12 protein-coding genes are annotated in these 13,299 nt (G+C 44.8%); 9 read left to right on the top strand and 3 right to left on the bottom strand.

All coding sequences use genetic code 11. The features are described 5' to 3' along the window. Nucleotides 1-112: 112 nt before the first annotated feature. The 9 genes from H1230_RS27480 (at nucleotide 113) to modB (ending at nucleotide 9,766) form a co-directional block, all read left to right on the top strand. The gene (locus tag H1230_RS27480; protein WP_239712979.1) at nucleotides 113-820 is read left to right on the top strand and encodes a hypothetical protein; all 708 of its coding nucleotides are present in this window, start codon (nucleotides 113-115) and stop codon (nucleotides 818-820) included. A gap of 220 nt (nucleotides 821-1,040) precedes the next feature. Further along, nucleotides 1,041-2,006, top strand: coding sequence for a helix-turn-helix transcriptional regulator (locus tag H1230_RS27475; protein ID WP_239712978.1), 966 nt, complete (start codon nucleotides 1,041-1,043; stop codon nucleotides 2,004-2,006). Nucleotides 2,007-2,259: 253 nt separating this feature from the next. Beyond that, complete coding sequence (locus tag H1230_RS27470) at nucleotides 2,260-3,249, top strand: ABC transporter ATP-binding protein (protein WP_275591000.1); 990 nt, start codon at nucleotides 2,260-2,262, stop codon at nucleotides 3,247-3,249. Beyond that, nucleotides 3,246-4,238 carry an ABC transporter ATP-binding protein gene (locus H1230_RS27465; RefSeq protein ID WP_239712977.1) on the top strand — a complete coding sequence of 331 codons (993 nt, stop codon included), beginning with the start codon at nucleotides 3,246-3,248 and terminating at the stop codon, nucleotides 4,236-4,238. Before H1230_RS27470 ends, H1230_RS27465 begins: the two co-directional genes overlap by 4 nt. Nucleotides 4,239-4,350: 112 nt before the next feature. Next, a complete protein-coding gene (locus H1230_RS27460; RefSeq protein WP_239712976.1) occupies nucleotides 4,351-6,012 on the top strand; it encodes an ABC transporter substrate-binding protein in 1,662 nt (553 codons plus the stop codon). 158 nt (nucleotides 6,013-6,170) lie between these two features. Then, entirely contained in the window at nucleotides 6,171-7,175 is a 1,005-nt protein-coding gene (locus H1230_RS27455) for an ABC transporter permease (protein ID WP_239712975.1), read from the top strand. A gap of 11 nt (nucleotides 7,176-7,186) precedes the next feature. Beyond that, a complete protein-coding gene (locus H1230_RS27450) occupies nucleotides 7,187-8,080 on the top strand; it encodes an ABC transporter permease (protein ID WP_239712974.1) in 894 nt (297 codons plus the stop codon). A 191-nt stretch (nucleotides 8,081-8,271) separates the two neighbouring features. Further along, entirely contained in the window at nucleotides 8,272-9,057 is a 786-nt protein-coding gene (modA, locus tag H1230_RS27445; RefSeq protein WP_239712973.1) for a molybdate ABC transporter substrate-binding protein, read from the top strand. 46 nt (nucleotides 9,058-9,103) lie between these two features. Next, nucleotides 9,104-9,766 carry a molybdate ABC transporter permease subunit gene (gene modB / locus H1230_RS27440; RefSeq protein WP_239712972.1) on the top strand — a complete coding sequence of 221 codons (663 nt, stop codon included), beginning with the start codon at nucleotides 9,104-9,106 and terminating at the stop codon, nucleotides 9,764-9,766. Nucleotides 9,767-9,842: 76 nt separating this feature from the next. Here the strand turns inward: modB and H1230_RS27435 are convergent, their stop codons facing one another. The 3 genes from H1230_RS27435 to H1230_RS27425 form a co-directional block, all read right to left on the bottom strand. Next, the gene (locus H1230_RS27435) at nucleotides 9,843-10,814 is read right to left on the bottom strand and encodes a substrate-binding domain-containing protein (protein ID WP_239712971.1); all 972 of its coding nucleotides are present in this window, start codon (nucleotides 10,812-10,814) and stop codon (nucleotides 9,843-9,845) included. Between the two features lie 128 nt (nucleotides 10,815-10,942). Then, nucleotides 10,943-11,611: a polysaccharide deacetylase family protein gene (locus H1230_RS27430; protein WP_239712970.1), complete on the bottom strand. Its 669-nt coding sequence runs from the start codon at nucleotides 11,609-11,611 to the stop codon at nucleotides 10,943-10,945. Nucleotides 11,612-11,758: 147 nt separating this feature from the next. Next, nucleotides 11,759-13,240, bottom strand: a complete 1,482-nt coding sequence (locus tag H1230_RS27425; RefSeq protein ID WP_239712969.1) for an oligosaccharide flippase family protein — start codon at nucleotides 13,238-13,240, stop codon at nucleotides 11,759-11,761. Nucleotides 13,241-13,299 lie beyond the last annotated feature (59 nt).

Raw genomic sequence — 13,299 nt, 5'->3', positions numbered from 1 at the left:
TTGGCTCTTTTTTTGTCGATATTATAAAGCCGAACGTATATTCCATGACAAGGAGTTGTCCGCCAATATTGGTACATTAATAGAAGACCCAAAAAAAGAAAGAGGTGGAAATATGCAAGCAAGTATCCAGCCCATATTTACATGGAGTAAAGAGCGTATTTTTGCAGGTGGAGCCCGAAATATAGCTTTGCTTGTCGAGTGGAAAGGGATCACTGCAAAAGTGGAATATCAGAAAAGAAGCCGTAAGGTAGTTGCGCGTGAAATCGAGCTGAGAATTTGGCTTGAACCCCATGTAAAGTTCAGCCAAAGTTATGGCTGCAGAGTGGAAGCTGGGGAAGGGCGTTCGCTGCTGCTCAAACTAGGTAAATTACAATCTGGACAACGCAATTATGTCGTGTTGGAATTTACATTGACTGCTATGCCTGCTGGCAGATATGAAGCCCTCTGGCTGCAGTGGCAATATAAACAGCGGCAGGGAGAACGTATACGAGAACTGCCTGTACAAAAACTGGGTCTGGAATACACTCATCATACAAGTGTTCTGGAAGACTCCAGCAGCTTTTATGTAGAGAAACATTTGGAATTATTGAAGACAAAGAAAGTGCTCGAAGATGCAGTAGAGCTGCGGAAAACGGGTCAACTCTTACTAGCCCACGAGAAGCTCCGTCGCCATGCCGATAAGCTGCTGCTATTGGCGGTTCGTTCAGGAGATCATTTATTGCTTAAAGAAGCAGAAATACTATATCGGCAGAGCGAATTTGTACTTCAAAGAGACAATATAGCCGTCGGACAAATACAATATAGAATGGGCCTCATGTGATGCACAGAAACGAAAATTAGAATTATACATATGATCACACTTTTCATCATTATGTAAAAGTGGGTGGCGGAAAATGTGACATCTAATTGTGGTAATATAGTAAAATAGTTCTATTATATTATTATAAATCACGGTTATCAAACCACTAGTCGTAGATATAAAAGACTAGTTTTTCGTAAAATAATGGGCCTATTTTACCATATATCAAGGAGAATTGAATATGACAGATCGATTAATCCGAATGATGCGCATCATTACGCTAGTTCAAGCCAAACCAGGAATATTGGCGCGTGAATTAGCAGAACGCTGCGGCAACAGTGAGCGAACGATATACCGGGATATGGATGCACTTAGCGCGATGCATATCCCCATTACCCATCTAGGACACGGAAAGGGGTACGCTTTTATTGGGAATTTTGCACTTTATCCCTTGGACTGGTCAGAAGAAGAGTCCAATGCATTTTCACAACTTCTCAACATTATGAAAGATATCAAACCTTTATTGCCTATGGATTTTGAGAGCGCTTATGAAAAAGTATTGGCGACCGAATACAAACATAAGGCTGAACGGGAAGAAAAGATGGAGAGTGCTAAAAGAGAAGCAGTGACGATCTGGCCAGAAAGAAGCAACTCCCAGGTAGAGCAGCCACCCTTTCTGACTGCTATTCTGGCAGCGCTGCTGAAACAGAAGAGTATTCAGGTGGATTATAGTGAAAATGCTTATGAAGAGAAAGGGATTAAGATTGACCCGTATTGTCTGGTTCCATTGGAAAATCGGTATCATCTCATCGGCTTTTGTCATCGTGTCGGCGATATTCGAACGTTTCATATTAACGATTTTTCGAGTGTGAAGCCCTTGAATCGCTGGTTTTCCAAGCAGCAGTTTGATTTGCAGGCTTTTATGAAGCAGAAATGGTCTTTGGATCGGGATAGCCTACAGGTAGAGTTCAAAGTCAGGTTTTCCGAACGAATGATGGATAGAATTAAGGATGAGGAAATGGACATCAAACCGAATAAGGTGGATCGTCAGGCGAGGCATATCCATTTTAAGGTAGCTATTGATCAGGATATAGGATTTGTCCGCTGGGTTATGAGATTTGAAGAGGAAGCAGAGATCATCGAGCCTTCGTATTACAGGGAAGCGTTAAGGAACCAATTGGAGAAATGGCTTATGTTATATAAATAACATTATTTGGATAATGTCCAACTGGAATAAATCATATAAAATCTATAGTGTTAGCTATTATGATAAATCGCTCTTGTGCATCACCGATTTATATAGTAAGTTATACATTAAATAACAACTTTGTTGCTTTAAACCGTTAATATTCTCATTTGATGTTAGGTTTGAGTCATTATATCTCTCTGTGATAGGAGAGGTTTTCTTTTTTTGACCATTTGACCTTAGTTCAATTTTTAAATAGAAGAGAGGGTTCATCTTGATTCAGCCAATTCTGAAGATTGAAGATCTGCATACCCATTTCTTTACCGACCGCGGTGAGGTTCCTGCTGTTGATGGCGTCGATCTTTATATTAATCCTGGCGAGGTACTGGGAATTGTTGGAGAATCGGGTTGCGGCAAAAGCGTCACTTCCCTGTCGATATTAAAGCTGGTTCCAAATCCTCCCGGTAAAATAGTAAGTGGACGTATTCTTTTTAAAGGTAAGGATATCGTACCGCTTAAGGAAAAAGAAATGCGCAAAATTCGGGGTGACTCGGTTTCTATGATTTTTCAGGAACCCATGACTTCGCTTAATCCACTGTTTACTGTAGGCCAACAAATTATAGAAACCGTGCGTTTACATCGTGGAATGTCAAAAAAAGAAGCACGTGAACATGCGATAGAAATGCTGCGTAAGGTTGGTATTCCGCGGCCTGAAGCCATAATTGATGAATATCCTCATCAGTTATCGGGAGGTATGCGCCAGCGGGTCATGATCGCGATGTCGATCTCCTGTAATCCAGAACTGTTGATTGCTGATGAACCAACGACAGCGCTTGACGTAACCATTCAGGCACAGATTCTAGATCTAATTCGTCGTCTGAACGAAGAGCAAGGGACTGCGGTAATGATGATTACTCATGATCTTGGAGTTGTGGCGGAAATGTGCCACAGGGTTGCTGTTATGTATGCCGGTAAGGTTGTAGAGGAAGGCAGTGTGCATGATATATTCAAAAATCCGCTTCATCCTTATACAAGAGGACTAATTGAGTCTGTACCAAGAATGGAAGAGACACGTGAACGGTTGTACTCCATCCCAGGCAATGTGCCTATTCTCAGTAAAGACATGCAAGGCTGTCGCTTCGCACCGCGATGTGCGCATGTTATGGATATTTGTCATCAATCTCTTCCTCAGCTTACCCTGCAGGAGGAGCGTCACAGCTGCAGATGCTGGCTGCATGAAAGTCAACAGGAGGACGCGGTATGAGTGAGAGCCTGCTTACGGTCAAGAACCTCAAGAAGTATTATCCAATCAACAAAGGTTTTTTTAATAAAGCTCAAGGATTCGTTAAGGCTGTAGATGATATTTCTTTCTCGGTAAACAAAGGGGAGACCTTTGGTCTGGTAGGGGAAAGTGGTTGTGGTAAATCTACAACAGGCCGTTCACTGCTGCGCCTGATTGAGCCAACGGCCGGGGAAATCTGGTTTGAGGGCCAGGATATTACGAAGCTGTCTATGGAAGAGATGCGCAAACGGCGTCGCGAGATGCAGATTGTATTCCAGGACCCGTTCTCCTCACTTGATCCGCGCAATACCGTACAGCGTATTCTGGAAGAACCGTTGATTGTTCATGGTGTAGGCAATGCCAAAGAACGTCGAGCTACTGTAGAGCGACTTGCGGATGTAGTGGGTTTGGCAAAAGTGCATCTGCAGCGTTATCCGCATCAGTTCTCGGGCGGACAGCGTCAGCGGATCGGAATTGCCAGAGCACTTGCACTGCAGCCAAAGCTAATTATAGCGGACGAGCCAGTGTCTGCACTTGATGTATCCATTCAATCTCAGGTAATTAACCTGATGCAGGATTTACAGAGTGAATTCGGATTAACCTATATATTTATTGCCCATGATCTCAGCGTCGTGAAGCATATCTGCGATCGGGTTGCAGTGATGTACTTGGGCAGAATTGTTGAGATTACCGACAAGAATAAGCTGTATTCTCATCCGCTTCATCCCTATACACAAGCACTATTGTCGGCTGTGCCTGAACCGGACCCGGATATTCGCAAGGAACGGATTATCCTGCAAGGTGAGGTGCCTAGTCCTTCTAACGCACCGGTCGGCTGCGCGTTTAACACACGTTGTCCCCGAGTGATGGATGTATGTCGGAATCTAAGACCTGCTCTACAGGAGACTGAACCCGGACATCTGACTGCTTGCCATTTATATGAGGGGGAAGTTAAGACACTGTTGGCTTAATTGCTAATTAAGCAGTAGGCCCTCGATATTTGCCTTGGTTTATGGCAGTGCTCTGGCGCTGCTCCAAATAAACGCTTTTATATCTTTAATAGAAGAAGGGAGTTTTCTAAAGATGAAGAAATGGAGTAGTCTTTCACTGGTAGTAGTGTTAAGTGCAGTATTAGCATTAAGCGGTTGCGGAGGGAACAACAACGCAAGCACAGAAGCGACTGCGGGAACAAATACAGCAGCAACTACCGCACCGGAGAGCTCACCTGAGGCAACTGCTCAGGATACATTAATTGTAGGTCGTGGTGGGGATTCCGCTTCACTCGATCCTGCTATCGTTACCGATGGTGAATCTTTGAAGATTGCTCACCAAGTATTCGACTCCCTTTTGGAGTACAAACCAGGCACTTCCGAAGTGCAAGCTTCACTTGCGGATAGCTGGGAAGTTGCTCCTGATGGTTTGACCTACACATTCAAGCTCCATCCAGGTGTGAAGTTCCACGATGGGACAGACTTTGATGCCGAATCTGTAGTATTCAACTTCCAGCGCTGGAGTGACCCGAAAAGTGAATTCAAATTTGAGGGTGATTCCTTTGACTACTTTGATTCCATGTTCGGACCTGATGGTAGCCGTGTCATTAAAGAAGTAAAGGCAGTTGACGCAACTACAGTACAATTTGTTCTTAACCAACCGCAGGCGCCTTTCCTGCAAAACATTGCCATGACTTCTTTTGGTATTGCCAGCCCGACAGCAATTAAAGAGAAGAAAGAGAACTTTAAGAATGAACCCGTAGGAACAGGACCGTTCGTCTTCAAGGAATGGAAACGTAACGATTCCATTACGCTGGACAAGAACGCTAACTACTGGAAAGAAGGACTTCCTAAGCTGAACAAGGTTATCGTGCGTTCCATTCCTGATAACTCGGCTCGCTTTAATGCTTTGCAGAACGGTGAGATCGACCTGATGGAGGATTTGAGTCCGGATGATCTGTCCACTCTCGAAGGAAACACTGAATTGCAAAAAATTGAACGTCCACCGTTCAATGTTGCTTATCTCGGCTTTAACTTCAAGAAGAAACCTTTTGATAACGTTAAAGTAAGACAAGCACTTAATTATGCCGTAAACAAACAAGCTATCATTGATGCTTTCTTTGCAGGACAGGCAACGGCTGCGGTTAACCCAATGCCGCCATCCCTATGGGGCTACAATGACAGCGTGAAGGATTATGATTTTGATCTGGACAAAGCGAAGGCGCTGCTAGCTGAAGCTGGCTACCCTAACGGTTTGCCGGATACTGTAACATTGTACGCAATGCCGGTATCCCGTCCTTATATGCCTGATGGCAAGAAGGTTGCGGAAGCCATTCAAGCAGATTGGGAGAAAATCGGTGTCAAAACCGTTATCGAATCTCCAGAATGGGCAACTTACCTGGATGATACAAAGGCTGGCGAGAAGGATGATATCTTCATGCTCGGCTGGACTGGCGATAATGGCGACCCGGATAACTTCTTGTACACTTTGCTGGATAAGGATGCAATCCCTGGTAACAACCGTGCATTCTATGCCAATGAAGAACTGCATACCATTCTGATTAATGCGCAGAAAGAAACCGATCAAACCAAGCGGTCCGATCTGTATAAGCAAGCACAGGTTATTATCAAAGCGGATGCACCTTGGATTCCATTAGTGCATACTACGCCGCTTCTAGCTGCTAAAGCTAATCTGAAAGGCTTCGTTCCTGGACCAACAGGTACGGAATACTACAGTGAGGTTTACTTCGAATAGTCTATACTATATTTTCTCTTGCCGCCGCTAATAGTGGCGGCAAGTATGTTGTTTATCGAATACTGGGGTCCTAGCATAAGTAGTTGAAATAAGCGTTGAAGCAAAAGCTCCACTTTGTGGAGCTGTTTTATAATTACACCTTTGGAAGGTGAGCCAACTTGAACTCCTACCTATTAAAAAGAATCATGGTACTAATTCCCGTTCTAATCGGGATGACGATTATCGTCTTCTCTATCATTCATGCCATTCCAGGCGATCCGGCAGAGACGATCCTCGGTCAAAAGGCTACGGAGCAGTCCAAGCAGGCGTTGCGGGAACAACTGGGTCTCGACAAGCCATGGCTGCAACAGTATTTTAACTATATGGGTGAATTACTGCACGGTGATCTTGGGACATCGATTCGTACCAAAACGCCAATCTCCAAAGAAATTGTGCCTTATTTGGCGGCTACTCTTGAACTGACGGCAGCCAGTATGCTGTTTGCCACTTTCGTAGGGGTGAATGCAGGTATTCTGAGTGCCTGGAGGCAAAATTCATGGTTTGACTATACCGCGATGATTATCGCTCTAATTGGAGTGTCCATGCCGATCTTCTGGCTTGGTCTAATGGAACAATTGATATTCGCATTAAAGCTGCATTGGCTGCCTTCTATAGGAAGGATGGACCAGCGTAACCCAATAGAGACTATCACTAACCTCTATGTTCTTGACAGCTTATTGGCGGGACGCTGGGATCAGCTATGGATAGTAATTAAGCATTTGATCCTGCCAAGTATTGCTCTGGGGACCATTCCGATGGCCATTATTGCCCGGATGACACGCTCTAGCATGCTGGAAGTAATGAATTCCGATTATATCCGTACGGCAAAAGCAAAAGGCTTGTCGCAATTCCTGGTTGTGTACAAGCATGCGCTGAAGAATGCGCTGATTCCCGTGCTGACCGTGGTTGGTTTGCAGACGGGTGCGCTGCTTGGTGGCGCTGTGCTGACTGAAACGATCTTTGCTTGGCCGGGCGTGGGACGGTATATATTTGAAGCGATTAGTTCGCGTGACTATCCTGTCATTCAGACGGGTATTCTGATCATTGCGTTTATCTTTGTCTTTATCAATCTGCTTGTGGATCTTATGTATGCCGCTATAGATCCACGCATCAACTACAAGTGAGGGGTGAACCTATGGCACAGACAGCAGTAAATGTAACTCCTCCGAATGTACCTGCCGAAAAGGTATCCAGTCCTTGGCGCGATGCGTGGAAGGCCTTTCGCAAGAACAAGACGGCAATGGTCGGACTTTATATTATTGTATTTTTTGTATTGATTGCAATTTTTGCACCATTGATTGCACCGTACGGTTTTAAAGAGCAGGTGCTGGTTAACCGGCTGAAGCCACCTTCATCTGCGCATTGGTTCGGGACGGATGATCTGGGAAGAGATCTATTCACCCGTATTATGTATGGCGCACGGATTTCGTTATGGGTTGGTTTCTTCTCGGTTATCGCTTCTATTTTTGTGGGTACCATTCTTGGTATTCTGGCTGGTTTCTATGGTAAATGGATTGATATGCTGATTTCCCGCTTGTTCGATATTCTACTGGCGTTTCCGAGCATACTGCTAGCTATAGCTATTGTAGCTATTCTGGGTCCATCCCTGCAGAATGCGTTGTACGCAATTGCCATAGTTAATATTCCGACTTATGGACGTCTCGTACGTGCCAAGGTACTCAGCTTGAAATCCGAAGAATATATTACAGCGGCAAGAGCAATCGGAATGACTAATACCCGTATTCTGGTCACTCATATTCTGCCGAACAGTTTAACGCCAATTATCGTGCAGGGCACGCTAGGTATCGCAACAGCGATCATTGAAGCAGCCGCACTTGGTTTCCTTGGACTGGGTGCCCAACCTCCTGATCCTGAATGGGGCAAGATGCTCTCAGACTCTCGTCAGTTTATCCAGAAGGCTCCTTGGACAGTTATTTTTCCAGGTCTGTCCATTATGTTGACAGTTCTGGGCTTTAATCTGATGGGTGACGGTCTGCGTGACGTGCTGGACCCACGGATGAAGAATTAAAATTTGCAGATAACCCTTTCAGCAAGAAATTGCTGAGAGGGTTATTTTTATGCTACTAAAGAATTTTTAAACGCTAAATATGTCTATTCATATCTAATTATAAACAAACATAACTAAAAGTATAGAAAAATGAAAGGGTATATGCTAGAATGACTTCTAAACATATAGATAAATCATTGGGAGGAATGGAAATGTTCAAGAAATGGGCAAATGGATTGCTGGCGATCGCCATCTTAGTGGCAGTGGGTTTAACATCGGTACCTCAGGGGAATGTGGAAGCGGCAACCAAAAAGACGGAGATCATAGTATCTGCCGCAGCAAGTCTGCAGGACAGCCTTGACAAGATAGCAGTGCTGTATGAGAAGCAGCACCCTGATATCGACCTCGTCTTTAATTATGGTGCCTCCGGCACGTTGCAGAAACAAATTGAACAAGGTGCTCCAGCAGATCTGTTCTTCTCAGCAGGAGATAAGCAGATGAACGCACTGGTAGATGGAGGTCTGATTGCAGATCACAAGATGTTGCTCAAAAATCAACTCGTTCTGGTCGTTCCTTCCGATTCAAAGACTAAGATTACGACTATTACACAGCTTACGGATAAATCATTCAAAAAAGTCGCGGTCGGACAACCGGAATCAGTACCTGCAGGTCAATATGCACAGCAATCATTGACAACCAAGAAAGTGTGGGATACACTGCAAAGCAAGCTGATATTTGCTAAGGATGTCCGTGCGGTTCTCTCTTATGTAGAGACGGGGAATGCTGATGCAGGCTTCGTATACAAGACAGATGCGCTTACCTCAAATAAAGTGAAAATTGCCCTAACCATAGGTCCTTATGCACATAAAGCAATTAATTATCCAGCTGGAGTGGTTAAGGATACCAAGAATCTAGAAGCCGCAAAGGCGTTCTATAGTTACGTTCAGACTAAAACAGCAAGTGATATCTTTACAAGCTACGGATTTCTGCTTCCTTAACTACTAAGCTCACTACTAAATTCTCACATAAGCGGGTTGAAGGTATATGAACATCAATTGGACCGATTTTTTCGCTCCGGTTTGGTTGTCGGTCAAGATCTCAGTGATTACCAGCATCATCGTGTTCATTTTGGCAGCAATTGCTGCCAGAGCGATGGCACACAAAAAGTTTCCTGGCAGAAGCCTGGTGGAAACAGTGCTGCTGCTGCCTCTAGTCTTGCCACCGACGGTCGTAGGTTTTGTATTACTAGTTATCTTGGGCCGCCGGAGCTGGATTGGCAAGCTGTATGAGCAGTTCACAGAGCAGACCATTTTGTTTACATGGGGCGCAGCCGTTATCGCGGCAGTCGTCGTAGCCTTTCCTCTCGTCTACCGCACCGTTAAAGCAGGATTCGAGGGGGTTGAGAAGGATCTTGAGGATGCAGCGCGTGCGCAGGGAGCCAGTGAGCTGCAGGTACTGCGTTATGTAACCATTCCATTGGCTGGCCGTTCGTTGGCTGCTGGTTATGTTCTGGGCTTTGCTCGCGGATTAGGGGAATTTGGGGCTACAATTATGGTAGCCGGTAATATTCCGGGCCGAACACAGACGGTACCTACTGCCATCTATGTTGCTGTCGATGGTGGTAACATGACTTTAGCCTGGATGTGGGTGTGTTCCATTATTGTTATCTCGGCTATAATGCTAATGTTCGTAAACCGCCACTCTTAATTAGTTGAATAGGAAAGCCCCAGCTTTGCCGCTGAACCTTTGGCAAAGCTGGGGCTTTCTTATATTGTTGAGTGGTTCAGGTCTCGAAAATGACCGTTCCCGTATCACTAAGGTCATAGCCATGAATGGAGCCAAGCTCATTCTGGAAGGCTGATGAACGAAGGATATCAATTACCGTATTGATCCATTGATCTTGACCGGTTTTTTTGACCATAACAAGATCATAACGCTCCTGAATCAGGGGGATGAACTCAATGCCGTCAATAATTTTGGCGGCTTTTTCTGTGCCGATACCCACATCAGCCTCGCCTCTAGCGACTTTACCTGCTACTGCAAAATGGCTATTCTCCTCAGTAAAATAACCGGCCAGGCTTGCTGATTGAATGCCATGCAGCCGTAGCTGTTCATCTAGAAGCACACGTGCGCCAGATCCACGCTCCCGATTGATTAGGGTAAGACCTTCCTGCTGCAGATCAGACCATTCCGTAATGCCCTTCGGGTTCCCCTTCTGTACATAAAATCCGGCGCTCCGAGCAAGCATGTGAACAACGATGTAAGAGAAGCCGACAAGTAGCTTCCGGATATAGGGTAAGTTGTATTCTCCCGTATCTCCATCCAAAAGATGCGTACTGACGATATCCGATTCACCTTGGTACATGGCAATCAGGCTGTCCAGACTACCGGCGTAAGAACGAAGAGGACGGGCAGAGGGCAGACTGCGCTCCAGGTGTGTGGCCAGAATATCCAGCGACATATCCTGACCGGTAATCACAATATTTCGTGCGGCTGATTTAGCTTGAGACGCAATTGAATGCGGGAAAAGCTGCTGAACAACCGAATGGCTTACATTAGCATTCATGATATTAGTAGAAGTTTCACTACGTGAATTCTGTTTATAGGCCTCCAGATCGGAGAGATCGACACGCATCTGTTTACCAACACGGTAAGAGGGCAGCTCGCCTTTTTTGATTAGATCATATACTTTCAGTTTAGATATTTTCAACAACCCGGCAATTTCTTCGGTCGTAAAAGATGTGTTCTCAGACATGGATGAATCCTCCTAGGTATTGACTACTACAGCAGCACTTTAAGTGAGTGTCATACTAGCACAAGCCTACCTTATTTTTGGGTCCTGTGCAATTACAGAAGCCATAGGAGGAGCAGCGTTTCGTTCATTTAATACATATCTACTTGCTGGGTGTTGGATAATCTAATCATTTCCGAAACCGTTATAAATCGGAAGCCCCTTTTTTCTAATTCAGGCAAAATGATTTGGAGGGCTTGTCTGGTCTGCGACTGTCCATGGACATGATCGTGAAACAGCACGATGTCGCCATTATGTGCATTTCGAATGACTTTTGTGGAGATGCTGTATACCCCTGGACGATTCCAGTCACGCGTATCCTGATGCCAAGACCACAGAACTGGCTTTAGGCCCATACTGTTGGAGACATCAATTAAGGTCTCATCATACATGCCGCCCGGCGGTCGGAACAAAGCGCTTCGTTTGCCGGAGATTTTTATAATTTCATTCTCAGTCAGCGCTAGTTCCTGATGAATTTGCTGCTCGGAAATCGGCTTTTTAAAATAAATATGGTTATAGGTGTGGTTGGCTAGTTCATGCCCTTCGGCGATCACCCGTTTGGCCACGTCCGGATAAGCAGCTATTCTTTTTCCAATGGCAAAAAAAGTGCATTTCGCATGGTATTCATGCAGTACTTTGAGTATCTGGTCCGTCTCGGAGGGGTCAGGGCCATCGTCGAAGGTAAGGGCAATTACCTTTTGGTTAGTATGTACTTCCCAGATCATATCCCCGCGCTGTTCATAATAGTTGCGGTTTTTCACATTGGGACTGCTCTGGGCAGAAGTAGTAAAGCATAAGAGGAGCATGAGCGTCACACTTATAATTCTGGTGCATGTTTTCATGATTCACCTGTTTTTTAACTTTAGAATGCTCTAAAGGCTGGATTGAATATTCATAGAGAGGCCATATTATTTCTTATAACGTACGCAGCGCCAATATATATAAACTCCGGTAACGATAAAAAATAGAAATGTCTCAATCAGGAATTGCCGCAAACTTATAGCTAGGTCACCCATCGATGGTGATAATCGGGATATCCCGATTATTATGCCCGATAAAAAGCCGACATCCATAATCAAGTGGAGGAGATCGCTGATCTTTTTTTTGCTTTTCTGTAAAGCCTTGAAATTCCAAGCCGAAGAGACAAATTCCATCAAAATTATGGCTATCGAAGCACCGATATAACCGAAGCCGGGAATCCTAACCAAAAAGTATTGAGCGAGGATGGAGCATACCAATCCTGACAGCAGTCCGAAAAGTGGAGTTTTTTTGTTATCCTGGGACCATAGGATGCTGGTTGATATTTCGCGAAAGCCTACGATTAAGGGGATGCCAGCCAAATACCTTATAGCATAACGAGCGTTTTCAGTATTGAATATAAACAATGAAAGTTCATTGGCATAAAGGAACAAAAATAACGCCGAGGCCAATCCCCACAGCCAACTTACTTTTAAGGCCATCTGTGTAAGCCTATTGAATTTCTTCAGATTACCTTGCTGCCACTCCGCTGCAATCTGTACCGTTACAGTATGACTTAGGGCTCCTGTTATGAGCGTAGGCGTATAGACGACAATAGCTGCCATTCCATAAATCACTCCATACATCGCCGTCGCCTCGGAAGTGCTATAGCCGGCTGCAAGCAATCGGTTAGGGACCAAGATGGCGTCTATAAATTCCGAAGCCGGAATGAAGATACGTGTTAAGGAGATCATGAGGGAGCTTTTTAAGAACCACATCAATGGAAGATACGGTGTTGGATGGGAGGAACGAGGCGAACTTGTTTTATCCAAATAAATGTAAAGGGTTAGTAAGGAAAAGGAGGCAAACGCGCCTATAAAAGTAGCATACATCCCTCTTCCAACCGCTCCATTGACCCCTAACGGTAAAAGTTGGCTAACAATCAGCAGCAGGAAGAATATTCGGAAAGCCTGTTCTGTCACCTCAGACAAAGCTATAATACTAATTCTTTCGAGACCTTGCAGGTAACCTCTCAACAAGCTCAGTAGAGGCACGGCAAATAGAGCGGGTGCTAGACCGCGTATGGCGTATTCCAGGTCAGGATTGCCAAGCAAATTTGCGATGCTGGAAGAATGTCGGAACACTACCAGGCTGATTATTCCGCTAGTCAGGATTGCGCAGACCGATACTAATTTAAGGAATTGCCAGCCCTGGGCAGGTTTTTTTGCTGTTACAATAGCCAAGGTGGTCGGCAATCCTCCGGTAAGCATCAGAACAAAACCAAAGAAGGAATAGGCAATCTGATACAGCCCGATTCCTTCTGCACCTACTATTCTTGTTAAAATAATACGTCCAATCAGGCCGATAACCTTAACAATAACCATGGCAACGGTTCTGATTGCGGACTGTTTAAACAGACGGGGTACATTCATAATTCCTCCAGCATAACGGTCAATGTTTGTGATCTGTTTATTTTATGACATTGAAATCG

The organism is Paenibacillus sp. 19GGS1-52, from assembly GCF_022369515.1.
GTDB lineage: Bacteria > Bacillota > Bacilli > Paenibacillales > Paenibacillaceae > Paenibacillus_AQ.
Note: the sequence above shows the minus strand (reverse complement) of the source record. Positions and strands in the feature narration are given on the sequence as shown.